General features: G+C 74.6%; 23 protein-coding genes. 15 read left to right on the top strand and 8 right to left on the bottom strand.

Features of this window, described 5'->3' with window-relative positions:
• Nucleotide 1 precedes the first annotated feature (1 nt).
• From SNE206_RS28150 to SNE206_RS28160, 3 genes are all read left to right on the top strand, one after another.
• Nucleotides 2-1,069, top strand: a complete 1,068-nt coding sequence (locus SNE206_RS28150; protein ID WP_407916307.1) for an NlpC/P60 family protein — start codon at nt 2-4, stop codon at nt 1,067-1,069.
• 247 nt (nt 1,070-1,316) lie between these two features.
• Nucleotides 1,317-2,384: an NlpC/P60 family protein gene (locus SNE206_RS28155; protein WP_407916308.1), complete on the top strand. Its 1,068-nt coding sequence runs from the start codon at nt 1,317-1,319 to the stop codon at nt 2,382-2,384.
• Between the two features lie 110 nt (nt 2,385-2,494).
• Nucleotides 2,495-3,724: a hypothetical protein gene (locus tag SNE206_RS28160; RefSeq protein ID WP_407916309.1), complete on the top strand. Its 1,230-nt coding sequence runs from the start codon at nt 2,495-2,497 to the stop codon at nt 3,722-3,724.
• A 41-nt stretch (nt 3,725-3,765) separates the two neighbouring features.
• Here the strand turns inward: SNE206_RS28160 and SNE206_RS28165 are convergent, their stop codons facing one another.
• A complete protein-coding gene (locus tag SNE206_RS28165; protein ID WP_407916310.1) occupies nt 3,766-5,154 on the bottom strand; it encodes a glycosyltransferase 87 family protein in 1,389 nt (462 codons plus the stop codon).
• Between the two features lie 193 nt (nt 5,155-5,347).
• Between SNE206_RS28165 and SNE206_RS28170 the strand changes: the two genes are divergently transcribed.
• Entirely contained in the window at nt 5,348-6,481 is a 1,134-nt protein-coding gene (locus SNE206_RS28170; protein ID WP_407916311.1) for a glycosyltransferase family 4 protein, read from the top strand.
• 189 nt (nt 6,482-6,670) lie between these two features.
• On the opposite strand, the gene SNE206_RS28175 is transcribed toward SNE206_RS28170, so the two are convergent.
• The gene (locus SNE206_RS28175; protein ID WP_407916312.1) at nt 6,671-8,464 is read right to left on the bottom strand and encodes an AMP-dependent synthetase/ligase; all 1,794 of its coding nucleotides are present in this window, start codon (nt 8,462-8,464) and stop codon (nt 6,671-6,673) included.
• Nucleotides 8,465-8,796: 332 nt separating this feature from the next.
• On the opposite strand from SNE206_RS28175, the gene SNE206_RS28180 reads away from it, so the two are divergent.
• The 5 genes from SNE206_RS28180 (at nt 8,797) to SNE206_RS28200 (ending at nt 12,824) form a co-directional block, all read left to right on the top strand.
• Nucleotides 8,797-9,234 carry an SRPBCC family protein gene (locus tag SNE206_RS28180; RefSeq protein ID WP_407916313.1) on the top strand — a complete coding sequence of 146 codons (438 nt, stop codon included), beginning with the start codon at nt 8,797-8,799 and terminating at the stop codon, nt 9,232-9,234.
• A gap of 6 nt (nt 9,235-9,240) precedes the next feature.
• Entirely contained in the window at nt 9,241-10,410 is a 1,170-nt protein-coding gene (locus SNE206_RS28185; protein WP_407916314.1) for an ArsA family ATPase, read from the top strand.
• Nucleotides 10,411-10,532: 122 nt separating this feature from the next.
• Nucleotides 10,533-10,832, top strand: a complete 300-nt coding sequence (locus SNE206_RS28190) for a DUF5304 family protein (protein ID WP_407916315.1) — start codon at nt 10,533-10,535, stop codon at nt 10,830-10,832.
• A 196-nt stretch (nt 10,833-11,028) separates the two neighbouring features.
• Complete coding sequence (locus SNE206_RS28195; RefSeq protein ID WP_405013724.1) at nt 11,029-11,970, top strand: ROK family glucokinase; 942 nt, start codon at nt 11,029-11,031, stop codon at nt 11,968-11,970.
• Between the two features lie 65 nt (nt 11,971-12,035).
• Nucleotides 12,036-12,824: an endonuclease/exonuclease/phosphatase family protein gene (locus tag SNE206_RS28200; protein ID WP_407916316.1), complete on the top strand. Its 789-nt coding sequence runs from the start codon at nt 12,036-12,038 to the stop codon at nt 12,822-12,824.
• Between the two features lie 73 nt (nt 12,825-12,897).
• Here SNE206_RS28200 and SNE206_RS28205 read toward each other — a convergent pair whose 3' ends face one another.
• From SNE206_RS28205 to SNE206_RS28215, 3 genes are all read right to left on the bottom strand, one after another.
• Entirely contained in the window at nt 12,898-13,875 is a 978-nt protein-coding gene (locus tag SNE206_RS28205; protein ID WP_407916317.1) for a DUF4352 domain-containing protein, read from the bottom strand.
• 91 nt (nt 13,876-13,966) lie between these two features.
• Entirely contained in the window at nt 13,967-14,578 is a 612-nt protein-coding gene (locus tag SNE206_RS28210; protein WP_407916318.1) for a hypothetical protein, read from the bottom strand.
• Nucleotides 14,579-14,588: 10 nt separating this feature from the next.
• Entirely contained in the window at nt 14,589-15,377 is a 789-nt protein-coding gene (locus tag SNE206_RS28215) for an alpha/beta hydrolase (RefSeq protein ID WP_407916319.1), read from the bottom strand.
• A gap of 257 nt (nt 15,378-15,634) precedes the next feature.
• Between SNE206_RS28215 and SNE206_RS28220 the strand changes: the two genes are divergently transcribed.
• From SNE206_RS28220 to SNE206_RS28230, 3 genes are all read left to right on the top strand, one after another.
• Complete coding sequence (locus SNE206_RS28220) at nt 15,635-16,474, top strand: lysophospholipid acyltransferase family protein (RefSeq protein ID WP_407916320.1); 840 nt, start codon at nt 15,635-15,637, stop codon at nt 16,472-16,474.
• A 146-nt stretch (nt 16,475-16,620) separates the two neighbouring features.
• Entirely contained in the window at nt 16,621-17,742 is a 1,122-nt protein-coding gene (macS, locus tag SNE206_RS28225) for a MacS family sensor histidine kinase (RefSeq protein WP_407916347.1), read from the top strand.
• A complete protein-coding gene (locus tag SNE206_RS28230) occupies nt 17,742-18,416 on the top strand; it encodes a response regulator (protein ID WP_407916321.1) in 675 nt (224 codons plus the stop codon). Before macS ends, SNE206_RS28230 begins: the two co-directional genes overlap by 1 nt.
• Before the next feature lie 107 nt (nt 18,417-18,523).
• On the opposite strand, the gene SNE206_RS28235 is transcribed toward SNE206_RS28230, so the two are convergent.
• Complete coding sequence (locus SNE206_RS28235) at nt 18,524-20,455, bottom strand: anthranilate synthase family protein (protein WP_407916322.1); 1,932 nt, start codon at nt 20,453-20,455, stop codon at nt 18,524-18,526.
• Nucleotides 20,456-20,752: 297 nt separating this feature from the next.
• Between SNE206_RS28235 and SNE206_RS28240 the strand changes: the two genes are divergently transcribed.
• Nucleotides 20,753-22,102, top strand: coding sequence for a class II 3-deoxy-7-phosphoheptulonate synthase (locus SNE206_RS28240; protein WP_407916323.1), 1,350 nt, complete (start codon nt 20,753-20,755; stop codon nt 22,100-22,102).
• Between the two features lie 213 nt (nt 22,103-22,315).
• Complete coding sequence (locus SNE206_RS28245) at nt 22,316-22,591, top strand: bacterioferritin-associated ferredoxin (protein ID WP_407916324.1); 276 nt, start codon at nt 22,316-22,318, stop codon at nt 22,589-22,591.
• A 12-nt stretch (nt 22,592-22,603) separates the two neighbouring features.
• On the opposite strand, the gene bfr is transcribed toward SNE206_RS28245, so the two are convergent.
• The gene (gene bfr / locus SNE206_RS28250) at nt 22,604-23,083 is read right to left on the bottom strand and encodes a bacterioferritin (protein WP_407916325.1); all 480 of its coding nucleotides are present in this window, start codon (nt 23,081-23,083) and stop codon (nt 22,604-22,606) included.
• 190 nt (nt 23,084-23,273) lie between these two features.
• On the opposite strand from bfr, the gene SNE206_RS28255 reads away from it, so the two are divergent.
• Nucleotides 23,274-23,903: a sulfite oxidase-like oxidoreductase gene (locus tag SNE206_RS28255; protein ID WP_407916326.1), complete on the top strand. Its 630-nt coding sequence runs from the start codon at nt 23,274-23,276 to the stop codon at nt 23,901-23,903.
• A 46-nt stretch (nt 23,904-23,949) separates the two neighbouring features.
• On the opposite strand, the gene pknB is transcribed toward SNE206_RS28255, so the two are convergent.
• Entirely contained in the window at nt 23,950-25,695 is a 1,746-nt protein-coding gene (gene pknB / locus SNE206_RS28260; RefSeq protein WP_407916348.1) for a Stk1 family PASTA domain-containing Ser/Thr kinase, read from the bottom strand.
• Nucleotides 25,696-25,803 lie beyond the last annotated feature (108 nt).

The raw sequence follows: 25,803 nt of genomic DNA on the forward strand, positions 1-25,803 counted from the left end.
CGTGGCGTCCCATCGTCGTCCCAAGCCTGTCGGCCGCACGCGTGCCTCGATCCTGACCGCTGCCGCGGCCACCGCGGTCGCGCTCTCCTCCCAGACCGGTGCCCACGCCGACCCCGCGCCGACCAAGGACCAGGTCAAGACCCAGGTCGACCAGCTCAACGAGCAGGCCGAGGTCGCCAGCGAGCAGTACAACGCGGCGGCCGAGAAGCAGCAGACCCTGCAGAAGCAGGTCACCCAGCTGCAGGACCAGGTCGCCCGTCAGCAGGCCCAGGTGAGCGGGGTGCAGGGCCGCCTCGCCGGGGTCGCCGCCCAGCAGTACCGCGACGGCGGCATCTCGCCCACCGTGCAGCTGATGCTCTCCAGCGAGCCCGACCAGTTCCTGAGCCAGGCCGGGTCGGTCAGCCGGATGAACGCCACCCAGGCCGACACCCTCAAGTCCTTCAGGACCGAGCAGGCCAAGCTCGACGCCCAGAAGGCCGAGGCCGAGCACAAGCTCGCGGACCTCGACAGCACCACCCGCTCGCTCAGGACGAAGAAGGAGGAGATCCAGGGCAAGCTGGCCAAGGCCACCGCCCTGCTCGACTCCCTCACCCAGAAGGAGCGCGACGAGCTCGCCGCCGTCGAGGCCAGGGCCGCCTCCGCCGCGAAGGCGAGCGTCGACCGCGCCTCCCGCGACACCGCGCGCCCGGTCCTCGACACCGTCGACCTGCCGGCCGGCTCCCACGCCGCCGTCGCCGTCGCCGCGGCCAAGACCAAGCTCGGCGTGGCGTACGTCTACGGTGCCGCCGGGCCCGCCAACTTCGACTGCTCCGGCCTCATGCAGTGGGCCTACCGGCAGGCGGGTGTCTCCATCCCGCGCACCTCGCAGTCGCAGGCGGGGGCCGGCACCAACATCGGCACCAACATCGCCAACGCCAAGCCCGGCGACCTGATCGTCTACTACGGCGACCGGCACCACGTCGGCATGTACGTGGGCGGCGGCCAGATCATCCACGCCCCGCACACCGGCGCCAACGTGCGGTACGCCTCCGCCACCGTGATGCCGATCTCGGCGATCGTGCGGATCTGACGCGCACGCAGCACCCCGCCCGGGCCCGGTCCCTCCGACGACGGAGGGGCCGGGCCCGCGGCCGTCCGGCGCGGCCGGCGGGGCCCGCACCCGGGCTGATGTCCGATTGGAGGTCAAATATTCGGTGATGGAGGGGTTTGGACTAGATCGGTCGGACTCGCTAACGTCTGCCCCCGGACGTCCGCGAGGACGGCCGCCCGGCCCGGGCGGCGGCGGCGTCCCGCCGCAGGAACGGAGCCACCGCCGCATGCCCGCGCACCGCCGCCCCCAACTGCCCGGCGTCCACGGCCTAGCCCGGGCCCTGGTGCTCACGGCCGCGGCCACCACCGCCCTCGGCGCCACCGTCGGCGGCAGCGCGTACGGCGCACCCGAGGTGCCCGCGGACCCGTCCGCGCACACCGCCGACGTCAGGACCCGGGTCGACCGGCTGTACGACGAGGCCGAGCACGCCAGCGAGCAGGCCAACGCCGCACTCGACCAGCAGAAGCGCCTGCAGGCCGAGGCCTCGTCCCTCCAGGCGCAGGTCGCCAGGGGACAGGACGAGCTCAACCGCCTCACCGTCGACCTCGCGACCGCCGCCGCCGCGCAGTACCGGGACGGCGGCATCGACCCGGCCGTCCGGCTGATGCTGGAATCCGACCCCGACGGCTACCTGACCCGCGCCCGCGCCCTCGACCAGGCGAACACCCGGCAGAACGACACCCTCCGCCACGTCCTCGAACGACGGCGCCGGCTCGACCAGCGCCGGACCGAGGCCACCGGCAAGCTCGCCGAGCTGGAGGACGTCCGCCGCTCCCTCGCCGACAGCAAGGAGCAGATCCGGCAGCGCCTCGGCGACGCCCAGCGCCTCCTCGGCGGCCTCACCGCCGGCGAGCGGGGCCGGCTCGTCGCCGACGACGCCCGCGACGCGGCCCGCCGGGCGGCCCGCGGCACCGACCGCATCGACCTCGGCGACCAGCCCCCCTCCTCCGAGCGGGCCGCGGCCGCCCTGGCCGCCGCGGTCTCCCGGATCGGCTCCCCGTACGTCTACGGATCGACCGGGCCCGGCACCTTCGACTGCTCCGGTCTGATGTACTGGAGCTGGCGGCAGGCCGGAGTGAGCCTGCCGCGCACCTCGCAGGCACAGGCGTACGCGGGGCGGCGAGTGAGCCTCTCCGAGGCACGACCTGGAGACCTGGTGATCTTCTACAAGGACATGCACCACGTCGGCATGTACGCCGGCGGCGGGGTCGTCGTGCACGCCCCGTACCCCGGTGCCCGGGTCCGCTACGAGAGCGTCAAGGCCATGCCCGTCAGCGGGGTGGTGCGGGTCTGAGCGGCGCCTACCGGCACCCCGGCCCGGCCGGCGGGGACGCCGAACCCCTGGTCACCGACCTGCCCCGACGCTTCGGGGCGGGCCGGTCCGTCCTGTCCGGCGACGGCCGCGTGCCGCGCCGCACCGCCCTGCTGCTGGCCCTCGGCGGGCTGGCCCAGCTCTCCGGACCCACCGTCCCCTCCGCCGCCGCCCGCCGCACGGCCCTCTCGCCCGGGCGGCCCGGCGCGCCGGTGCCGGGGGTGCCCCCGCGCGTGACCGACCTGCTCGCCGCCCGCGCCCGGGCCCTGCTGCGGGCCGACCGCACGGCCCTGCTCGCCGGTACCGCCCCGGCCGCCCGGGCGGCCCAGGCCCGGCTGGCCGACCGCGCGGCCGCCGTGCCGTTCGCCGCCGTCGAGTACCGCATCAGCGAGGTCGGCGAGCCCGGCGCCGACGGCAGCCTCACCGTGACCGCGGGCCTCGCCCACCGGCTGCGCGGCATCGACGACCAGCCGGCCGTGCTGCCGCGGCGGCTCACCTTCGACCGGACCGCCGACGGATGGCTCCTCGCCGCGGACGAGCCCGCCTCCGCCGCCGCCCTGTGGGACCTCGGGAAGGTCGGTGTCGCCCGCGGGGAGCGCTCGCTGGTGCTCGGCCTCGGCGGCGCACCCGAACTGGCCGCCCTCGCCGCCGTCGCGGACGAGGCCGTGCCGGCCGTCTCGGAGCTCTGGGGCGAGGCGTGGCCCGGCCGGCTGCTGATCGTCACCCCCGCCACCGAGCCGGAGTTCGCCCGCATGCTCGACGTCGCCCCCGACGCGTACGAGGGCATCGCGGCCGTCACCGTCGCGGCCGGCGGCGCCCCGGCCGGCACCCCGGCCGACCGGGTGCTCGTCAACCCGGACGCGTTCCGCGGCCTGAGCGACCTCGGACGGAAGGTCGTCGTCACCCACGAGGCCACCCACGTGGCCACCCGGGCGTCCACCCGCAGCTGGACGCCGCTCTGGCTCTCCGAGGGCGTCGCCGACTACACCGGCTACCGCGGCGCCCGGCGCACCCCGCGCCAGATCGCACCCGAGCTCGGCCGCGACGTCACCGACGGCCGGGTGCCCGCCGCCCTGCCCGCGGACTCCGACTTCACCGCCGGCGCCGCGGGCATCGCCCAGGCCTACGAGCAGGCATGGCTGGCCTGCGACCTCATCGCCCGCACCTTCGGGCCGAAGCGGCTCGTCGCGTTCTACCGCGCGGTCGGCGAGATGGGCGACGCCGGGCGGCTGGACGCCGTCATGCGGGCCGAGCTCGGCCTCGACGTCGCCCGCTTCACCAGGACCTGGTCCGCCGACCTCGTCCGGCAGCTGCGCCGCTGAGCGGGACGGCGCGCCGCGGCCGTGGCGGCACCGCCCGGGCGTCAGGCCGTGGGCGCCGGGCGCACCGGCGGCCGGTCCAGGTCGTCCAGCAGCGCCTGCTCGTACGCGATGCCCGGGCGCACCGGGTAGCCCTGCACGGGCTGCTCCTGCGGCAGCACGACGGTGGGGGCCGGCTCCACGCTGCGGGTGGAGCGCCACAGCCGGCGGCAGGACACCACGGTCGCCGCGAGCAGCAGCAGGTTGCGCGCGGTGATCACCGCGACGCCCCACGGCTCGCTGTGCTGGACGGCGCTGAAGAGCAGCGGGAACTCCACCGTGGTGAGCACCGTCGCGGGCAGCAGCAGGATCGCGACCGGCTTCTGGCTGGTGCCGCGCACCGTCAGGCAGACCGCGGCCAGGCCCACCAGCCACACCAGGTACTGCGGGCTGATCACCCGGCTCGTCACCGTGAACACGAGCAGGGCCGCCAGCGCCGCGTCGAACGCCGTCGACGGCTGCCAGCGGGCCGCCCGCAGCCGCCAGACCAGCAGCCAGCCGAAGCCCGCCAGCGTGCCCGCCACGGACACCCGGGAGATCACCGGCACCCAGGGGCCGAGCATCTCCAGCGAGCCGTAGTTCATCGTGACCTGGCCGTCCCACGACCCGAACAGCCGGGCGAAGTGCAGCGGCAGCGCGCCCAGCGACTCCACCTCGATGCCGCGCTCCTTCTGGAACGTCAGGAACTCGAACGCCCCGTTCATGCCCGCCGTCAGCAGGAAGCCCAGGGCCGCCGCCGTCGCGCCGGCCGACACCCAGGCACGGCGTGTCCGGCGCCCGCGGGGCGTGCCGGCCAGCGCCAGCAGCGGCCACAGCTTCACCAGGCCGCCGAGACCGAGCAGCAGGCCGCCCAGCGCCGGACGGCGCAGCACGAGCAGCAGGCCGGTGACCGCGATCGCGGTCACCACGATGTCGTACCGGCAGTAGACCGTCGGGCCGAGCAGCGGCACACCGGCCACCCACATCCACGCGCCGGTGAAGCTGCGGCCCCGCCGGGTGCCGGCCCGCATCAGCAGGCCCGCGGCCAGCACGTCGAAGAGCCCGCAGACGACGAAGAACGAGACCAGGTACGACCAGGGCAGCAGCCCCGGCAGGAGGATCACGAGCGCCGCGCCCGGCGGGTACTGCCAGGTCACGTCGTCGAGGGGGAAGGTGCCGGTCTGCAGCACCTCGTACCAGCCGTGGTAGATCACCGAGATGTCGGAGCTGACGTCGGTGCCGGAGAAGCGCAGCACGCCGGTGGCCATCAGCAGGATCAGCGTGCGGGTGGCGAGCCAGGTGCCGCCGAGCGCCCAGAGGGCACCGCCGGCCGGCGACGGGGCCGGTGAACCGGTCAGGGCGAGGCGCTCGGTGCTGCTGGTGCTGCCGGTGTGCCCGGTCGGGGCCAACTCCACTGCGCTCCCTCGTTCGTCTCGCTGCCGCCGGTCTGCGGACACCCTGCGCGCGCCGGGCCCCGGAACAGAGGACCGGCCCGGAGCGGAAACGGTTGCGCTGCGACGCTTCGTTCCCGGCGGGCCATGGTGTTGACCTATGGTACGGATCACCGACCCCTGCACCGAGCACCCCCCGACCGAGCGAGCCGTTTGCATGCACAAGACCCTCATCGTCACCAACGACTTCCCGCCACGGCCGGGCGGCATCCAGGCCTTCGTCCACAACATGGCGGTCCGCCAGCCTCCCGGCTCGGTGGTCGTGTACGCCTCCACGTGGCGGGACGGCCGCGAGGTGGCCCGGTTCGACGCGGAGCAGCCGTTCCCCGTGGTCAGGGACCGCACGACGATGATGGTGCCGACGCCGCGGGTGACCCGGCGGGCCGCCGAGATCCTCCGGGCCGAGGGGTGCAGCTCGGTGTGGTTCGGGGCCGCGGCCCCGCTCGGCCTGATGGCGCCCGCCCTGCGCCGGGCCGGGGCCGGCCGGCTGCTCGGCATGACCCACGGCCACGAGGCCGCCTGGGCGCAGCTGCCGGTCTCCCGGCAGCTGCTGCGGCGGATCGGCGCGGGCACGGACACGCTCACGTACCTCGGCGAGTACACCCGCTCGCGGATCGCCGGCGCGGTCGGCCCGGACGCCGCCCGGCGCATGGTGCAGCTGCCGCCGGGCGTGGACGAGAAGACGTTCCGTCCCGACTCCGGCGGTGCGGAGGTCCGGGCCCGGCTCGGCCTCACCGACCGGCCGGTGGTGGTCTGCGTCTCCCGCCTGGTGAAGCGCAAGGGGCAGGACACCCTGATCGACGCGATGCCGCAGATCCTGGCCGCCGTGCCGGAGGCCGTGCTGCTGATCGTCGGCGACGGCCCCTACCGGGCCGACCTGGAGAAGCGCGCCGAGGCCCGTGGTGTCGCGGCCTCCGTCCGGTTCACCGGGGCCGTGCCCTGGTCGGAGCTGCCCGCGCACTACGGCGCAGGCGACGTCTTCGCCATGCCCTGCCGCACCCGGCGCGGCGGGCTGGACGTCGAGGGGCTCGGCATCGTCTACCTGGAGGCGTCCGCGACCGGCCTGCCGGTGGTCGCCGGCGACTCGGGCGGCGCGCCCGACGCCGTCCTGGAGGGGGAGACCGGGTACGTCGTGCCGGGCCGCTCCGCCGCCGCGGCGGCCGAGCGGATCGTGCGGCTGCTGCACGACGAGGAGCTGCGCCGCCGGATGGGCGAGGCCGGGCGCCGCTGGGTGGAGCGCTCCTGGCGCTGGGACCTCCTCGCGCAGCGCCTCACCGGGCTGCTCGCCTGACCCCGGCGGCGAGGGCGCTGGCGCGGCGGGTGGGGGCGGGGCCGCTGGGCGCGCGGGAGGTTCCGCGCGCCCGTGGTCCGCACCGGGCGCCCCCGGTCGCGCCAGGCGTGCGGCGCCCGGAAAGCGACGGGGCGCGGGGAGCGGAGCGCGCCGGTGCCCGCTCCTCCCCGCGCCCCGGGCGCGTACGGCTCAGCGCTTGTAGAGGCCCTCGACCTCGGCCGCGAAGTCCTTCAGCACGACGTTGCGCTTGAGCTTGAGCGACGGCGTCAGGTGGCCGCTCTCCTCGGTGAAGGCGGTGTCGAGCACCCGGAACTTCTTCACGGCCTCCGCGTGCGACACGGCCTGGTTGCCGTCGTCGACCGCCGCCTGGACGGCCGCCAGCAGGTCGGCGTCGGCCGCGAGGTCCGCCGGGGTGGCCTCCGCGGGCTTGCCGTTGGCCTGCTTCCACAGCGTGAAGAAGTCCGGGTCGATCGTCACCAGGCAGGCGATGAACGGCTTGCGGTCGCCGACCACCATGACCTCGCCGATCAGCGCGTGGGCCCGGATGCGGTCCTCGATCACGGCCGGGGCGACGTTCTTGCCGCCCGCGGTGACGATGATCTCCTTCTTGCGGCCGGTGATGGTGAGGTAGCCGTCCTCGTCGAGCGAGCCCAGGTCGCCGGTGGCGAACCAGCCGTCCTGCAGGGCCTCGGCGGTCGCCACGGGGTTGTTCCAGTAGCCGGTGAAGACCTGGGGGCCCTTGAGGAGCACCTCGCCGTCCTCGGCGATCCGCACCGACGAGCCCGGCAGCGGCTGGCCGACCGTGCCGATCTTCGGACGGTCGTGCGGGTTGAAGGCGGTCGCGGCACACGTCTCGGTCAGGCCGTAGCCCTCCAGGACGGTGAAGCCGATGCCGCGGTAGAAGTGGCCCAGCCGCTCGCCGAGCGGGGCACCGCCGGAGATCGCGTGGGTGGCCCGGCCGCCGAGCGCGGCCCGCAGCTTGCCGTAGACCAGTCTGTCGAAGACCGCGTGCTTCACTCTGAGCACCAGGCCGGCGCCGCCCGCGTCCCGGGCCCGGCTGTAGGCGACGGCCGTGTCGGCGGCCGCGTCGAAGATCCGGCCCTTGCCGTCGGCCTGCGCCTTGGCGCGGGCCGTGTTGAAGACCTTCTCGAAGACCCGCGGCACGCCCAGGATCAGCGTCGGGCGGAACGAGCCGAGCTCGGCCGTCACGTCCTTGATGTCCGAGACGTGGCCCAGCTTGATCGGGGCGATCGCGGCCGCGATCTCGGCGATCCGGCCGAGCACGTGGGCGAGCGGGAGGAAGAGCAGCACCGAGCTCTCGCCGGTGCGGAACAGCGGCTCCAGCCGGGCGGTGACGTTGCCGAGCTCGGCGAGGAAGTTGCCGTGCGTCAGCTGACAGCCCTTGGGACGGCCGGTGGTGCCCGAGGTGTAGACGATGGTGGCGACCGAGTCGGCGGTCGGCACGGAGCGCCGCTCGGCGACGGTGGCGTCCGCCACCCCGGCGCCGGCCGCGGTGAGCGCGGCGATGCCGCCGTCCTCGATCTGCCAGGTGTGCTGCAGCTGCGGCAGCCGGTCGCGGACCCCGGCCACCACGGCGGCGTGCGCGGCGGTCTCCGTGACCACGGCGACGGCGCCGGAGTCGCCGAGGATCCAGTGCACCTGCTCGGCGGAGGAGGTCTCGTACACCGGCACGGTGATGGCGCCCGCGCACCAGATCGCGAAGTCGAGCAGCGTCCACTCGTACCGCGTGCGGGACATGACCGCGACCCGGTCGCCCGGCCCGACGCCGGAGGCGATCAGGCCCTTGGCGGCGGCGTGCACCTCGGCGAGGAACTGCTCCGCGCCGATGTCCTGCCACTGCCCGGCCACCTTGCGGCCGATCACGGCCTCGCCGGGGTGCTGCTCGGCGTTCTGGTGGACGAGGTCGGAGAGGTTGCCGCCGCTCGGTACCTCGTAGCGGGCCGGAAGGCTGAACTCGAGCAAGGCTGCTCCTCGTCTGCGACTCTGCGGGACGGCAGGACGTTACTGCCCGGTAGCCACATTCGACCAGGGGGATCGGCTCCGTTGTTCGAAGCGTCACACCGCACGTGACCGGTGGGGATGGTGTCGACAGGCACACTACGGCAGCCACCCGGTGCCCCGGATGCAGGGCCCGGCCCCCCTCCCCGGGCGCGCCCGCCCCCGCCCGGCGGGCGCACCCGCCCCCTCCCGCGGACGCACCCGCGCACGGATACCCGCAGGGCGGGGCCCGGAGTGCACCCGCAGGCGCGATAGCCTGCCCTGGGCGCACATCTGAACACACGCGGAGGGCCGTGATGGCGGAGCACACCAGGTCGAGCATCATCATCGAGGCGACACCGGCCGAGGTGATGGCCGCGATCGCCGACTTCGCCACCTACCCGGACTGGACGGGCGAGGTGAAGGAGATCGAGGTGCTCTCCACCGCCCCCGACGGCCGGGCCGCCGAGGTCCGCCTCGTCCTCGACGCCGGGGCCATCCGCGACGAGCACGTGCTCGCCTACACCTGGGACGGCGACCGCGAGGTGCGCTGGACCCTCGTCAAGAGCCAGATGCTCCGCGCGCTCGACGGCTCCTACACGCTCGCCGAGGGCACCGGGAAGGACCGCACCACGGTCACCTACCAGCTCGCCGTGGACGTCAAGATCCCCATGCTCGGCATGATCAAGCGCAAGGCGGAGAAGGTCATCATCGACCGGGCCCTGGCGGGCCTGAAGAAGCGCGTCGAGGGCTGACCCCGGGTGTCGCCCCGCACCGTCCTGGTCACCGGCGACGGCTCGGCCGTCATCGCCGCCGCCACCGCCCTGCACAGCGCCCGGCAGGGCCGGCGCACCCTGCTGCTGGCCGCCGACGACCCCCACCGCACCGTCGACGACCTCCTCGGCACCCGCCTCACCACGGCGCCGGCGCCCTGCGCGGAGCGGCTGACGGCCTGCCGGATCGACGAGCAGGCCGCCCTCCGCGACGCCCTCGACGGCTTCGGCGCCCGCCTCGCCCCGGTCCTCGACCTGATCGGCGCCGAGCCCCTCGACGCGGAGGAGCTCACCCCGCTGCCCGGCACCCGGCAGCTCGCCCTGCTGCGCGCCCTGCGCACCGCCGACGCCGAGGTCGTCGTGGTCGCCGCGCCGCCGCCGGCCGACCTCCTCGCGACCCTCGCCCTGCCCGAACAGCTCGACCGCTACCTCGCCCGGCTGCTGCCCGAGCAGCGGCAGGCCGCCCGGGCGCTGCGCCCGCTGCTGGCCGCCGTGGCCGGGGTGCCGATGCCCGCCGACTGGCTGTTCGAGGCGCGGGCCACCGCCTCCGCCGCGCTCGCGGACGCCCGCGCGGCGATCGAGGCCCCCGGAACGTCCGTACGCCTCGCGGTCGACGCCGACGCGCACGGCCCGGGAGAGCTGCGCGGCATCCTCGCCGGCCTCGCGCTGCACGGCCGCCGGCTCGACGCGGTGGTCGCCCACCGGGCGCTGCCGCCCGCCGCGGCGTCGTCCCCGGACCCGTGGCTGGCCGGGCGGGCCGCCCGGCAGGCCGAGCGGCTCGCCGCGCTCGCCGCCGAGCTCGACGGGGTGCCGCTGCTCGCCGCGCCCTGGCCCGAGGTCGCCCTGGAGGAGATCGGCGACCGGCTCTACGCGGCCGGCGAACCCGCACCCGGCCGGGCGCCGGAGCCGTGGGTGGAGGACCGCCTCGCCGCGGACGGCCTGCTGGTCTGGCACCTGGCCCTGCCCGGCGCCGACCGGGCCGGGCTGGAGCTCGTGCGGCGCGGCGACGAGCTCGTCGTCGGCACCGGCGCGTACCGGCGGCTGCTGCCGCTGCCCTCGGCGCTGCGCCGCTGCACGGTGAGCGGTGCCGGGCTGGCCGGCGGAGTGCTCTCGGTGCGCTTCGCGCCGGACCCGGCCCTCTGGCCGGCGCGGGGCTGAGCCTGCGCGCCCGGGCGGTGCCACACCGCGCCGGGCGTCCCCCCGCTGCGCCGTCCGGTAGCGTCGTGGCCCTGCCCCGCCCGGTCGGACGGCGTGGCGACCGCACAGCAGGGAGACGCCGGATGGCGGACGAGCACACGGGCGCACGGACGGACGGGGCGGACGGGACGTCCCCCGGGGCGGAGTTCGGGCCGCTCGTCGACGAGGTGCGGCGGTTCGCCGTCGCCCTGGGCGGCAAGGCGCAGGAGTACGGCGGACGGCTGCGCGAGCAGAACCCGGAGGTGTACGGACATCTCGCCGCGGCGGGCGGTGAACTGCTCGCCGCGTACCGTGCCGCCGTCTCAGGTCATGAACGGCGCTGGGCCGGTGCCGGACACGCCGAGGCCGAGCGGATCGACCTCGACGGGGCCTCCGACAACTAGTGAAGCCGCAGGTCAGAGGACGTGACATCAGCGCTCCAGGGCATCACTCAAAGGCATGAAGTGTACGACTTCTGAACGCATCACCTGGGGCAATCCGAAAAATGCTTTCGGTTAATGTATGCCGCGGTGTGTACGGGAGTACTGCTCAGCGGGTACCGTTCCGCTCAGCGGGAACGAGTGAATAGCTGAGGGACACATGGCTCTGACCATCGGCGTCGACGTCGGCGGGACGAAGATCGCGGCCGGCGTGGTCGACGAGACCGGCGAGATCCTGGCGCGTACGCGGGTACCCACCCCTGCCGACCCCCAGTGGGCGGTCGACGCGATCGCCCAGGGTGTGCGCGAGCTCAAGGAGGAGTACCCGGACGTCACGGCGGTGGGCGTCGGGGCCCCCGGCTTCGTCGACCGCGAGCGCTCCACCGTGATCTTCGCTCCCAACATCGCCTGGGAGAACGAGCCGCTCAAGCAGCGCATCGAGGAGCTCACCGGCCTGGAGACGGTCGTCGAGAACGACGCCAACTGTGCGGCATGGGCCGAGTTCCGCTTCGGTGCGGCGGCCCAGCACGAGGACATGGTCCTCATCACGGTCGGCACCGGCATCGGCGGCGGCATCGTCCTCGACGGCCGCATGCACCGCGGCCGCTTCGGTGTCGCCGGCGAGATCGGCCACCTCAACATGGTGCCCGACGGCCTGCTCTGCGGCTGCGGCGGCAAGGGCTGCTGGGAGCAGTACGCCTCCGGCCGCGCCCTGCGCCGCTACGGCCGCGAGAAGGCCGCCGCCGACCAGATCGCCGGCAAGCGCATGCTGGAGCTCAACGACGGCGTCGCCGACACCATCCGCGGCATCCACATCACCGAGGCCGCGGCCGAGGGCGACCCGCTCGCCCTGGAGTGCTACAGCGAGCTCGCCGACTGGCTCGGCCGCGGCATGGCCGACCTCGCAGCGCTGTTCGACCCGGGTGTGTTCGTGCTCGGCGGCGGCGTCTCCGACTCCGGCAACCTGCTGCTCGACCCGGTCGCCGCGGCCTTCGAGACGTACCTGACCGGTGGCGTCCACCGCCCCCGCGCCGAGGTGCTGCTCGCCACCATGGGCTCCGCCGCCGGCATCGCCGGTGCCGCGGACCTCGCACGCGTCTGACGCGTCGCCACACCTGCACGGCGAGGCCGGGGTCGACTCCCCGGCCTCGCCGTTAGCATGTCGGCATGTCCGCCGAGCCGCCGCCCGCCGCCCCCGGCACCGTGCCGCCGCCCCCGCTGCCCACCTCGGGCGCGGACCCGGACGGCGCGCAGCGCGTGCGCCTGCTCAGCTACAACGTCCGCTCGCTCCGCGACGACCGCGAGGCCCTGGTGCGGGTCGTCCGCGCCTGCGCACCCGACATCGTCTGCGTGCAGGAGTCCCCCCGGTACTGGAAGCCCGAGAAGCAGGCGGCCTGGCTCGCCCGGCGCACCGGCACCGTCGTCCTCTCCGGCGGCGGGCGGATCGCCGCCGGCCCGCTCCTCCTCGGCCGGCTGCGCGTCGACGTGATCGCCACCCGCGACCTGCTGCTGCCCAAGACCCGCGGACTGCACGCCCGAGGCTTCGCCACCGCACTGCTGCGGATCGGCCGCTCGGCGCCGTTCGCCGTCACCAGCTGCCACCTCTCGCTCGACCCCGCCGAACGGCTGCGCCAGTTCGCCCTGCTGCCGGAGCAGGCCGGGCCCGGCGAGCACGGCGTGATCGCGGGCGACCTCAACGAGCACCCCGACGGCCCCGGCTGGCGGCAGCTCGCCGCCCGCCACCAGGACGCCCACGCCGTGGCGCCGTGGGGCGGCACGTTCACGTCCGTGCCGGCGAACCCGTACCAGCGGATCGACGGGGTCTTCGCCACCCCCGGCATCGAGGTGCTCGCCTGCGGGGTGCCGCACGGCCTGCCCGGGGTCCGGCCTGCCGACCTCCTCGCCGCCACCGACCACCTGCCCGTGCTGGCCGTCCTGCGGGTGCCCGCGGCCTGACCCGCGGCCGGGCCGGTCCGCCCGCACCGCCCCGCCCCGCCCGCGCGTGGGGCGGGCCGGTGCGCGGGGCGGGTCAGTGCACCGACGCGGCGACGATCACGCCCCCGCGGACGGTACAGGTGCCGCTGAAGAACCGGTGGCTGCCGTCGGTCTGCAGGGCGTCCAGGGCGATGCCGACGGTGCTGCCCCGGACACCGGTCACGGTCAGGGTGTCGGCGGCCGTACCGGCGAAGCCCGCGACGAACGTCCGGTAGTCGGGGGCGAGGTTGCGGCCGCCGAGGGCCCAGGCGCGCGGGTAGTCGCGGGCGTTGATCGCGGCGTAGTACTCCTCCACCACCTGCCGGGGGCTCCTCGCGGCGGCGGACGCGGAGCCCGGGGCCGCGGTCGCGGTCGCGGTCGCCGTCACGGTGGTGGTGGCCGCCGAGGGCGCCGGTGCGGACGGCGCCGGTGCGGACGTGGCCGGGGCGCCGCCCTGCAGCGCCCACCGGCCCGTCCGGTCGGCGAAGCCGGAGTCGGGGGTGAACTGCACGCGCGCGAGCCGTGCGGCCGCCGGGACCTCGAAGGCGATGTAACCGAGCGCGGTGTCGCCGGGGGCCACGTGCACCGCACCCGGGAAGGCGGGTCCGGCGGTGGTCCGCGTGGTGATCGCGGCGCCGAACCCCTGGCCCTGCTCGTCGATCACCGCGGCGCTGTTGTACGGACTGTCCGCGTACGTGGCGGTGCCCGTGTTGTGCAGGCGGAACTGCACGGCGACCAGCCGTTCGCCGGCCTCCGGCGCGGAGAAGCCGTCGGCGGCTTCGGCCGGGTCGGCGACGGCGGTCACCGTGACCGCCATGACGGAGCCGGGCTCCCGGCCCGCCAGCTCCAGGGTGTCCCCGACCCGGGCCTGCGCCGGGCGGGAGGAGGGCCCGGAGGCCGTTCCGGCGGCAGCGGCGGACCCGGTGACCGCCGGGGAGACGCCCGCCGGGCGGGTCACCACCTCGTGCGTGCCGCACGCCGCGGAAGCCGCCAACAGGGCCGCGGCGCAGGCCGCTCCGCCGATCCGTCGCACGGGTCGTCACCTCCCGCGGGGCCGCCCGGCGGGTCGGGCCGCCGCGCGGGCAGGTCCCCCTCCAGGCTACGGGCGGCCCCGCGGGGCCGCCTCAGACGACGGCGCCGCCCATCGGGTCGTCCGGCTCGTCCTCGTCGCGGTCCTTCATGCGGGCGACCAGGGTGACGAAGCCGCCGAGGAAGGCCGTGACCCCGGCCCAGGCCGGCCAGCCGGCGACCTCGTGCCAGACGACGGCGTCGAGGAGCAGCAGGGCCGGGCCGCCGAGCACGGCGAGCCAGGCGAACTTCGCGGTGGTGTCGGGCGTGGGCAGCGGCGGGGGCTCCGGCGGCACGAAGTGGCCCTCGTCCGGGTCCTCGGCCACCTCGAAGTCGCGCGGGCCGGCGGCCGGCGCGGCGGGCCGGACGGACGCGGACGGCCGGGGCCGCGGCTGCGGGGCGAAGTCGTCCAGGGAACCGTCTGTGCTGCGGGTCTCCTGGGCGCGGAGGTTCTCGATCTCCGGCCACTCCGGGTCGGTCAGGTCGACGGGGTCGTCGAACTGTGCGACCAGGGCGGCGAAGATCGCGTCCTGCTCGGCCTGGCTGCCCGCCGCGGGACGCCCGGCGGGGGGTGCGCCGGACCCGGTGGTCCCGCCCGTGGCATCCGGCGTGGCGGTGCCGTCCTCGGGCAGCTCCTCGCCGCCGCCCGCCCTGCTGGTCTCGTTCACTACCGGCCCTTCAGCCCAGGTGGTGCTCGGCATCGGTCGTCGCATCGTCTTCCACCGGGGCCAGGCGGCGCAGGAAGTCGAGGCTCTCCTCGAAGATCGTCCCGGCGTCGTGGTCCAGCGTCGCGACGTGGAAGCTGCGCTCGCACAGTTTCTCCGTCACATCGGTCGAGGATATCCGGGCGAGCAGCAGTTCAGAGTTGGCCGGTGAGACCACGTGGTCCTGCGGGCTGCGGAACAGCAGCAACGGCTGGTCGACGGACGGGAGTTCGGCCTGCACGGTCCGCCAGAGGCGGGCCAGCGACCAGGCGGCGTGCAGCGGGGTCCGGTCGTACCCGACCTCCCGTGCGCCCGCCAGGGCGATGTCGTTCGCCACGCCGGGCAGGCTCGGCACCAGGTGCCGCAGCACCGGCAGCAGCACGCTCGCGGGGTTGTCGGAGCGCACGGACGGGTTGACGAGGACCAGCCCGGATATCGCGTCGCCGTGCCGCGCGGCGAGGTGCAGGGCCAGGGCGCCGCCCATCGAGAGGGCGGCGACGAAGACCCGCTCGCAGCGGCCGGCGAGCTCGCGCAGGGCGCGGTCGGCCTCGGCGTACCAGTCCTCCCAGCGGGTCTGCTGCATGTCCTGCCAGCGGGTGCCGTGGCCGGGCAGCAGCGGCAGGGAGACGGTGTACCCGGCCGCGGCCAGGTGGTCGGCCCACGGGCGGAGCGACTGCGGCGAGCCGGTGAAGCCGTGGACGAGGAGCACGCCGACCGGCCCCCCGTCGTGGTGGAACGGTTCTGCACCGGGCAGCAGCGGCATCGTCGTGGGCTCCTTCGCTCACAGGCGCGGACGGAACCGGCGCCGAAGGGCCGGCACGGGCGGCCGGGCGGCCGGGCGCGCGCGGCCCGCGGGCGAACCGCGGGCCGGGACCTACCGGCCGGTACCCGGGGCGGCATCGTCCCACGCGTCCGGCGGCCCCGTACAGGGCCCGAGGCCCGCAGTCGCTGGCCTGCCGGTGCACACGGCGGGTGCGCTGGGCATTAGGATCGACCGGTCCGCACAACAGGAGGCCCGGGTTGTTCTACCGACTGATGAAGTTGATCGTCGCACCGTTGCTGCGGATCTTCTTCCGGCCGTGGATGGAAGGCGAGGAGAACATCCCGGACGAGGGTGCTGCGATCATCGCGAGCAACCACCTCTCCTTCTCGGACTCCTTCTTCTTCCCCGCGCTGATCAAGCGCCGGGTCACCTTCATCGCGAAGGCCGAGTACTTCAACACGCCCGGTCTCAAGGGCAAGCTGACCGCGGCGTTCTTCAAGGGCGTCGGCCAGCTGCCGGTGGACCGCTCCGGCGTCCGCGGCGCCGGCGAGGCCGCGATCCGCAGCGCCGTCGCGGTCATCGAGCGCGGCGAGCTGTTCGGCGTCTACCCCGAGGGCACCCGTTCGCCCGACGGCAAGCTCTACCGCGGCAAGGTCGGCGGCCTCGCCCGCGTCGCCCTCCAGACCGGTGCGCCGGTCATCCCGGTCGCGATGATCGACACCGAGAAGGTGCAGCCGCCCGGCCAGGTCGTGCCCAACTTCGGCATCCGCCCCGGCATCCGGATCGGCCGCCCGCTCGACTTCTCCCGCTACCAGGGCATGGAGAACGACCGCTTCATCCTCCGTTCGGTCACCGACGAGGTGATGTACGAGATCATGCGGCTCTCCGGCCAGGAGTACGTCGACATCTACGCGACCGCCGCCAAGCGCCAGCTCACCGACGACAAGAAGCGCGCGGACGCCGAGCGCCGGGCCGTGCAGCGGGCCGAGAAGGCCGCCGAGAAGGCCACCAAGGACGCCGAGGCCGCCGCTGCCGGGGCGGCCGCCGCCGAGGCCCCGGCCGACCTCGACAAGCCGGAGAAGGACGAGCAGGACTAGGGCCCGGGAACGGCGCCACGGGGGGAGACACGATGGCGGAGGACCACGGACCCGGGCTCGCGACCCGGCCGGCGGCCGCGGTGTCCGGCGCGCCCGCCGGGCCCCGCCCCGGTGCGGCACCGCCCGCCGCCCTGACCGCGGGCGGCATGTCCGTCGAACTCCCGCTGTGGCGGGCGATCGGCTACTTCCGGGTCCTCGCCCTGGCGTACGCGATCCTCCGCTACGCCTACTCCTACATGGACTTCCTCCACCCGGTCCCCGGCTGGATCTTCCTCGGCGCCCTCACCCTCTGGACGCTCGCCAGCACCCGCGCCTTCGCCGGCCCGCAGCGCTGCACCTGGTACGTGCTCGGCACCGACCTCGCGTTCGCCGTCACCGGCATCGTGATGAGCGGCGTGGTCGACACCCCCGCCCGTATCCACGGCGGCGCCCCGACCCTGCCGACCATCTGGGCCGCCGGCACCGTCCTCGGGTTCGCGGGCAAGGGCGGCTGGAGGCCCGCGGCGTTCGCGGCGACAGTGGTCGGGGTGGCCAACATCCTCGGCCACGGCGGCATCAGCCCCGACAACATCCACAACATCGTGCTGCTCATGGTGGCCGGCTGCGCGATCGGATACGTCATCGAACTCGCCCGCGCCAGCGAGGCCGTGCTCACCCGCGCCCTCCAGGTGGAGGCGGCGACGCGCGAACGCGAGCGGCTCTCCCGCGACATCCACGACGGCGTGCTCCAGGTGCTGGCCCTCGTGCAGCGCCGCGAGGGCGACCCGGGCGAACTGGGCCGCCTCGCCGGGGAGCAGGAGCGCGCGCTGCGCACCCTGATGTCCGGCGTCCCGGCGCTGCCCGTGCAGGGCGCCGCCGCGGGCGATCCGCCCGCCGAGCAGGACCTCCGGCAGCTCGTCGCCGTCCACGCGGACGAGCGGATCACCGTCTCCGCGCCCGGCACGCCCGTCCTGCTGCCCGCCCTGGCGGCCACCGAACTCGCCGCCGCGGTCGGTGCGGCCGTCGACAACGTCCGCCGGCACGCGGGGGAGTCCGCCCGTGCGTGGATCCTCGTCGAGGACGAACCGGAGGCGGTCACCGTCTCCGTCCGTGACGACGGCCCGGGCTTCGCGCCCGGCCGGCTCGGCGAAGCGGAGCAGGCGGGCCGGCTGGGCGTCTCGCAGTCGATCCGCGGACGGCTGCGCGACCTCGGCGGCACCGCCGAGCTGTACGCGGCGCCGGGCGAGGGCGTCGAGGTGGAGTTGCGGGTACCGAGGAAGGGACAGTGATGTCGGATCAGGTGCGGGTCATGGTCGTCGACGACCACCCGATGTGGCGGGACGCCGTCTCCCGCGACCTCGCCGAGGCGGGCTTCGCCGTGATCGCCACCGCCGGGGACGGCGAGGAGGCCGTCCGGCGGGCCCGCGCGACCTCGCCGCAGGTCGTCGTCCTCGACCTCAACCTGCCCGCGCTGTCCGGGGCCGAGGCGTGCCGGCAGATCGTCGGCCACGACCCGACCGCACGGGTGCTGGTGCTCTCCGCCAGCGGCGAGCACGCCGACGTCCTGGAGGCCGTCAAGTCCGGGGCCACCGGCTACCTCGTGAAGTCCGCGGGACGCGACGAGCTGATCGACGCGGTACGCCGCACCGCCCTCGGCGACCCGGTCTTCACCCCCGGCCTCGCCGGCCTGGTGCTCGGCGAGTTCCGCCGGCTCGCCGCCGAGCCCCCGCCCGCCGCGTCCGCCTCCTCCTCCGCGGTGCCGCAGCTGACGGCCCGCGAGACGGAGGTGCTGCGGATGGTCGCCAAGGGCCTGTCGTACCGCCAGATCGCCGACCGGCTGGTGCTCTCGCACCGCACCGTGCAGAACCACGTGCAGAACACCCTCGGCAAGCTCCAGCTGCACAACCGGGTCGAGCTCGTGCGGTACGCGATCGAGCAGGGGCTCGACGACGAACTGCAGTGAGCCGGCCGCTCCGCCGCGCGGGGCCCGGTACCGGCGGGGCGTCGGCGCCCCGGCACCCCGCCGCGCCGACCGGCCGCCGGGGCGGGCGGCCGGTCCTCCCCGGCCGCTCAGCCGCGGACGGCGCTCGCGGTGCGCAGCAGCCCGGCCACGATGTCGATCCCCTCGCGGGTGAGCACCGACTCGGGGTGGAACTGCAGGGTGGCGAAGCCGGGCCCGCGCAGGGCGTGGACGTCGCCGGTCAGCGCGTCGCGCGCCACCTCGACGCCGCGGGCGGCCAGTCGCTCGGCACCGGCGTCGTCGCACCGCGCGGTGAACGTGTTGTAGAAGCCGACGGTGCGCCGCTCGCCGAAGAGGTCCACCGACTCCTGGGCGCCCTGGTACGGCACGGCCTTGCGGACCAGCGGCAGCCCGAACGCGCCGCACACCAGCTGGTGGCTGAGGCAGACCGCGAGCAGCGGGGCCGTCCGGGTGCCGTCCTGCACGGCGGCGAGGGCGTCGGTGACGATCGGCCGCAGCACCGCCATCTTGGGGTCGGCCGGGTCGGCCGGGTCGCCCGGGCCGGGGCCGAGCACCAGCGGGCCGGTGTGCGCGGCGACGGTCTCCCGCAGGCCGGGGGCGTCGTAGCGGAGCACGTCGACGCGGTGGCCGAGCGAGGTCAGCAGGTGGGAGAGCATCGCGGTGAAGGTGTCCTCGCCGTCGACCACGAGGGTGTCGAGGCCGTCGACCGGGGCGGTCGGCTGCTGCATCCGCAGCCAGAACGGCGCGAGGTTCGCGCGGCGGGCGTCGAGGGCGGACTGCACGCGGTGGTCGTCGGCGAGCCGCGGACCGTGCCGGTCGGAGCGGCGGGCGGCCGGCGGCCGGGCGCCGATCGCGGCGAGCACGCCGGCGGCCTTGGCGTGGGTCTCGGCGACCTCCGAGTGCGGGTCGGAGTGGCGCACCAGGGTCGCGCCGACGCGGACGACCAGCTCGCCGGTGGCGGGGTCGATGTCGGCGGTGCGGATGCAGATGGGGGAGTCGAGCTGCTGGCCGCCGCCCGCGGCCCGGCCGATCAGGGCGAGCGCACCGGCGTAGTAGCCGCGGCCGGTGGGCTCGTAGCGGCGGATGACCCGGGTGGCGTTCTGCACGGGGCTGCCGGTGACGGTCGCCGCGAACATCGTCTCCTTCAGCACCTCGCGCACGTCGAGCGAGGTGCGGCCGCGCAGCTCGTACTCGGTGTGCGTGAGGTGGGACATCTCCTTGAGGCGGGGGCCCAGGACCTGGCCGCCGAGGTCGCCGACGGTACACATCATCTTGAGTTCCTCGTCGACCACCATGGTGAGCTCCTCCAGCTCCTTGGGGTCGTGCAGGAAGTCGAGCAGCGAGTCGAGGCCGGGGCCGGACGCGGGGTGCCGGTAGGTGCCGGAGATGGGGTTCATGACGACCGTCCCGCCGGACTGCCGCACGTGCACCTCGGGGGAGGCGCCGACCAGCACCCGGTCGCCGGTGTGCACGAGGAAGGTCCAGTACGCGCCGCGCTCGTGCTCCAGCAGCCGGCGGAAGAGGCTCAGCGCGAGGCCGGTGTCGAAGCCGTCGAGCCGGCCGTGGAAGTCGCGCCGGATGACGAAGTTGGCGCCCTCGCCGCGGCCGATCTCGTCGCGGATGACCCGGGTGACGATGTCGGCGTACTGCTCGTCGTCGATGTCGAAGGCGCCGTCGGCGAGGGTGACCGGCCGCTGCGGCAGCACGGGCAGCAGGTCGTCGAGGCGCAGGGTGTGGCTCTCCTCGACGGCGAGGGCCTGCAGCGGGGTGGCGTCGTCGTGCGCCTCGAAGCCCCGTTCGCGGATCTGCCGGTACGGGACGAGCGCGAGGAGGTCGTGCTGCGGACCGCCGGCCGGCACCCCGCTGCGCACGGGCAGGTCGGCGAGCGTGTCGTACGCGCCGACGGTGCCGAGCAGCACCTCGACGGTGTCGGGGGCGAGGCGGGGGGCGCGGCGCTGCAGCAGGGCGAACGCGGGGGCGCCGGGCGCGGTGAGGCGGGCGATCAGGGCGGCGGGTGTCACGGTGCGGCGGTCCTTCCGGAAGGGGGAGTGGTCGCTCCTGAAGGGGAGGCCGTCCTGTCCTCGGAAAGCACGGACGGCCGCCCCGAGGGGCGGCCGTCGTGTCGTCGCTAGGGACGCGCGAGCTGTGGGCCGCCCATCGGGCTGGCCCACCACCAGGAGCAGGTGCGCGGCGCGTTCACGGGTCGAGCGTAGCGGATGCCCCCGCGATGTGAGGTCGCTCACCGAAATGTCCACGACCCGTCTCACCCACCGGGCGGCAGTCACAATTCGCTTGTCACAACCCGTAGCCTTGACTCCGTGACCGTGACAACTGAGACCAACGGGACTGGCCACAGCTGGCAGTCCCTTCCCGCGGCGCAGCAGCCTGAATGGCCGGACCAAGAGGCTCTGCGCAAGACCCTTGCGGACCTCGCCTCGTATCCGCCCCTCGTCTTCGCCGGCGAGTGCGACCAGCTGCGCGCCCGCCTCGGTGCCGTGGCACGTGGAGAGGCCTTCCTGCTCCAGGGCGGTGACTGTGCCGAGGCGTTCGACGGCGTGTCCGCCGAGCAGATCCGCAACAAGCTGAAGACCCTGCTGCAGATGGCGGCCGTACTCACGTACGCCGCGTCCGTGCCGGTGGTCAAGGTCGGGCGGATCGCCGGCCAGTACTCCAAGCCCCGCTCCAAGTCGACCGAGACCCGGGACGGCGTGACGCTGCCCGTGTACCGGGGCGACTCGGTGAACGGCTTCGACTTCACCCCCGAGTCCCGGATCCCGGACCCGGAGCGGCTGAAGCGGATGTACAACGCCTCCGCCGCCACGCTGAACCTGGTGCGCGCCTTCACCACCGGCGGTTACGCCGACCTGCGCCAGGTGCACGCCTGGAACCAGGACTTCGTGCGCAACTCGCCCTCGGGCCAGCGGTACGAGCGGCTCGCCCGGGAGATCGACAACGCGCTGGCCTTCATGAACGCCTGCGGGGTCGCCCCGGAGGAGTTCCGTACGGTCGAGTTCTACTCGTCGCACGAGGCGCTGATCCTGGACTACGAGACGGCGCTCACCCGCACCGACTCGCGGACCGGCGACCTGTACGACGTCTCGGGCCACATGGTGTGGATCGGTGAGCGCACGCGCCAGCTGGACGGTGCGCACATCGAGTTCGCGTCGAGGATCCGCAACCCGATCGGTGTGAAGCTCGGCCCGACGACCTCGGTCGACGACGCGCTCACCCTGATCGACCGGCTCGACCCGGACCGCGAGCCCGGCCGCCTCACCTTCATCACCCGGATGGGTGCGGGCAAGATCCGCGAGCACCTGCCGTCCCTGGTGGAGAAGGTCACGGCGTCCGGCGCGCAGGTCGTGTGGATCTGCGACCCGATGCACGGCAACACCTTCGAAGCGTCCAGCGGTCACAAGACCCGGCGTTTCGACGACGTGCTCGACGAGGTCAAGGGCTTCTTCGAGGTGCACCGCGGCCTGGGCACCCACCCGGGCGGCATCCACGTCGAGCTGACGGGCGACGACGTCACCGAGTGCGTCGGCGGTGGCGACGAGGTGATGGTCGACGACCTGCACCAGCGCTACGAGACGGCCTGCGACCCGCGGCTCAACCGCAGCCAGTCGCTCGACCTGGCGTTCCTGGTGGCGGAGATGTACCGCGGCCACTGAGGCCCGCGGCGCCGCGCAGCACCGGACGCGCTTGATCGCAATGTGACACAAGCCCCTCCGCTTTTCGGGTCACCGAGGGCGGAGGGGCTTTTTGATGCCCGGACGCCCGGGTAAGGTTAGGCTCAGTAGACCGAGCCGGGGTGATCCCGGCTCCGTCGGACCGATTGGTCAGCCCCTCCGTACCGCCCTCGCACCACCCCGGGAGTCGCCGCGATGTACGTCTGCATGTGTCATGCGGTCACCGAGGCCCAGGTGAAGCAGGAGATCGACGCCGGCGCCGCCACGCCCCGCCAGATAGCGAAGGGCTGCAAGGCCGGAACGGACTGCGGCTCGTGCGTCCGCCGGATCCAGGCGCTGCTCGGGGAGCACGGGGCCCGCCCGTGCCCGACAGCCAGGCTGGCGGCCCGGCTCGGCCTCGCCGAGCCGGAGCGGACGGATGGAGCCGGGCCGGGCGTGGAATGGCCGGGCGTGGAGCGTGAGGCGGCCTGACGGGCCTGCCGGTCAGGACTCGGGCTGCTCGACGAGCTGGGCCAGGTAGAGCGCCTCGCCGAGCTTCTCCAGGAGTTCGAGCTGGGTGTCGAGGTAGTCGATGTGGTGCTCCTCGTCGGCCAGGATGCTCTCGAAGATGTTGGCCGAGGTGACGTCGTTCTTGGCGCGCATGACGACGATGCCGCGGCGCAGCCGGTCGATGGCCTCGACCTCGACCTGGCGGTCGGCCTCGAACATCTCCTTGACCGTCTGGCCGATCCGGACGTGGAAGAGCCGCTGGTAGTTGGGCAGTCCGTCCAGGAAGAGGATCCGGTCGGTCAGCGTCTCGGCGTGCTTCATCTCGTCGAAGGACTCGTGCCGGGTGTACTTCGCGAGCTTGGTCCAGCCGAAGTTCTCCTGCATCTTCGCGTGCAGGAAGTACTGGTTGATCGCGGTGAGCTCCGCGGTGAGCTGCTCGTTGAGGAACTCGATGACCTCGGGGTCGCCCTGCATGGCTCGCGCCTTCCTGTGCCGTCCGTCGCTTGACCGCATCGTGGCACCGGACGGGGCGAATTTTCCAGTAAGTTCACGCTTACCCGATCTGTGTCATATCGTCCTATTTTTCCCGGGCGTCGCCAGGGTGAAGGAGGCGTGAACACGGGGCGTGCAAGGCGTATCCCCCGCCGTCTGCGACCATGGACCCATGGGTCAGCACGAACCGGAACCGCCACAGCCGTCCGACCCGCGGCTCCCGCCGGGCCAGCGCCTCCAGCGCGGCTGGCCGGTGCTGCACTACGGACCGGTGCCCCGCTTCAAACCGCAGAGCTGGGACTTCCAGGTCTTCGGCGCCACCGCCACCGCCGAGAAGCAGACCTGGGACTTCGAGGCCTTCCGCGCACTGCCCCGGGTCACCGTCCGCGGGGACCTGCACTGCGTCACCCGCTTCTCCATGCTCGGCAGCGAGTGGGGCGGGGTCGCCGCCAAGACCGTCTTCGACCTCGTGCCGCCCGCACCCGGCGTCACCCACGTCATGGTGTGGGCCGAGTACGGCTACAGCGCCAACCTGCGGCTCGCCGACTTCACCGACCCGCAGACGGTCTTCGCCACCCACCGCAACGGCGACCCGCTCACCGTGGAGCACGGCTTCCCGGTCCGGCTGGTCGTGCCGCAGCTGTACGCCTGGAAGGGCCCCAAGTGGGTGCGCGCCGTCGAGTACATGCGGGCCGACCGGCGCGGCTTCTGGGAGGAGCGCGGCTACCACAACCTCGCCGACCCGTGGTCCGAGCAGCGGTACTCGTACCAGGAGAAGCCCGGCGACGGCCCGATCCGCTGACCCGGCCCGACCCGGCCTGCGCAGGCCCGGCCCGCCCGGACAGTGCCTAGAACAGCCCGAAGCTGATGACCACGGTCGTGCCCTGCGGGCGGGGCTTGCCCGCCGCCGGGGTCTGCGCGGTCACCTTGCCGGTGCCGAACAGGTTGAGCCCGCTGCTCTGCACGGCGAAACCGGCGTCCGTGAGCGCCTTGGCCGCCTCGTCCCTGGTCAGGCCCACGACGTCCGGCACCGGCGCCATGCCCTTGCTGACCACCAGGGCGACCGGGGTGTCCGGGCTGACCGAGGTGCCCGCCGCCGGGTCGGCGGAGATCACCGATCCGCTCGGCACCGTGTCGTCGAACTCCTCCCGGGTCGTGCCAGGGGTGAGGCGGGCGTCGGTGAGCGCCTTGCGCGCCTCCTCGACCGGCCGGCCCGCCAGCTCCGGCACCGGCACCCGGTCCGGCCCCTTGGAGACCACGACCTTCACCGGCTCGCTCTTGCGGGCCCGCGCCCCCACCCCGGGATCGGTGCCGAGCACCTGCCCGGCCTGCACGGTCTCGCTGAACTGCTGCGTGAACGCGCCGCGCAGCCCCGCCTGCTCCAGCGTCGCGACCGCCTGCGCCTCGGTCTGTCCGAGCACCGGCGGCACCGTCGTGTACAGCCCGTTGGACAGCAGGTAGGTGGCCCCGCCGACCAGCACCAGCAGCACCGCGACGACCGCCGCCCAGATCAGCGGGGTCCGCGACCGGCGCCGCGCGGCCGGGCGCTGCGGGGTGAGCGTCAGCGTCTCGTCGCCCCGGCGGGGCGGCGCCTCCAGCAGGCCGGGCGGCACCTCCAGCACGCTGGTGCGCTCCACCGGCCGGTCGACGACCGCGGTGACCTCGCCGGTCGGGAACTGCGGGGTGGGCCGGGTCGAGGCGGGCGGCTCCGCGTCCAGCTGGGACGGGGTGAGGCTGCGCCGCGCCCGCTGGAGGGCGGCGAGCAGTTCCACGGCGTCCCACGGGCGGGCCTGCGGGTCGCGGGCGGTGGCGGCGGCCACTATGGCGTCCAGCTCCCGGCCGAGGCCGGGCGCGGCGAGCGAGGGGGCGGGCACGTCCTCGTTGAGGTGCCGGTAGATCACCTGCACGGCGTTCTCACCGGTGTGCGGCTTGGCGCCGGTCAGCATCTCGTACAGCAGGATGCCGGCCGCGTAGACGTCGACCCGCTGGTCGGTCGTGCCGTCCTGGCGGATCTGCTCGGGCGCGAGGTAGGAGACCGTGCCGAGCACCGTGCCGGTGGACGTGGTGCTGGTGACCGCCTCGCCCGCGCCGTCGGTGCCGGTGAGCAGCCGGACCAGCCCGAAGTCGGCGACCTTCACCATGCCGTTGTCGGTGATCAGCACGTTCTCGGGCTTCACGTCCCGGTGCACCAGGCCGGCGCGGTGGGCGGCGCCCAGTGCGGCGAGCACCGGCTCCAGGATGTCGAGCGCGGCCCTGGGGGACAGTGCCCCGCGGTCGCGCAGCAGGTCGCGCAGCGTGCGGCCGGGGACGTACTCCATCGCCAGGAAGACCGCGCGGCCGTCAGCACCCTGGTCGAAGACGTTGACGACGTTGGGGTGCGACAGCCGGGCCACGGCCTTGGCCTCGCGGATGAACCGGCCGGTGAACTCGGCGTCCGCCGCGAGCGAGGGGTGCATCACCTTCAGCGCGACGACCCGGTCGAGCCGGGTGTCGGTGCCCCGGTAGACGGTGGCCATCCCCCCGACGGCGATCCGGCGGTCCACCCGGTACCGGCCGTCGAGCAGGGCGCCGATCAGGGGGTCGTCGAGCGTCATGTCCACCCGAGGAGTCTAGGGGCGGGGGACGGCCCCCCGCCCCGCGCGCCGCGGCGCCGGCGCCGGTTGTGCCGATGTTGAGACATCCCGTCCGCGAACGGCCGGTGC

This window comes from Kitasatospora sp. NE20-6 (assembly GCF_045862635.1).

Coding starts and splice junctions, on each gene's coding strand:
- SNE206_RS28155 (WP_407916308.1), top strand. CDS start 1,317: ATGCCCGCGCACCGCCGCCCCCAACTGCCCGGCGTCCACGGCCTAGCC.
- SNE206_RS28170 (WP_407916311.1), top strand. CDS start 5,348: ATGCACAAGACCCTCATCGTCACCAACGACTTCCCGCCACGGCCGGGC.
- SNE206_RS28180 (WP_407916313.1), top strand. CDS start 8,797: ATGGCGGAGCACACCAGGTCGAGCATCATCATCGAGGCGACACCGGCC.
- SNE206_RS28190 (WP_407916315.1), top strand. CDS start 10,533: ATGGCGGACGAGCACACGGGCGCACGGACGGACGGGGCGGACGGGACG.
- SNE206_RS28195 (WP_405013724.1), top strand. CDS start 11,029: ATGGCTCTGACCATCGGCGTCGACGTCGGCGGGACGAAGATCGCGGCC.
- SNE206_RS28200 (WP_407916316.1), top strand. CDS start 12,036: ATGTCCGCCGAGCCGCCGCCCGCCGCCCCCGGCACCGTGCCGCCGCCC.
- SNE206_RS28215 (WP_407916319.1), bottom strand. CDS start 15,377: ATGCCGCTGCTGCCCGGTGCAGAACCGTTCCACCACGACGGGGGGCCG.
- macS (WP_407916347.1), top strand. CDS start 16,621: ATGTCCGTCGAACTCCCGCTGTGGCGGGCGATCGGCTACTTCCGGGTC.
- SNE206_RS28230 (WP_407916321.1), top strand. CDS start 17,742: ATGTCGGATCAGGTGCGGGTCATGGTCGTCGACGACCACCCGATGTGG.
- SNE206_RS28245 (WP_407916324.1), top strand. CDS start 22,316: ATGTACGTCTGCATGTGTCATGCGGTCACCGAGGCCCAGGTGAAGCAG.
- bfr (WP_407916325.1), bottom strand. CDS start 23,083: ATGCAGGGCGACCCCGAGGTCATCGAGTTCCTCAACGAGCAGCTCACC.
- SNE206_RS28255 (WP_407916326.1), top strand. CDS start 23,274: ATGGGTCAGCACGAACCGGAACCGCCACAGCCGTCCGACCCGCGGCTC.
- pknB (WP_407916348.1), bottom strand. CDS start 25,695: ATGACGCTCGACGACCCCCTGATCGGCGCCCTGCTCGACGGCCGGTAC.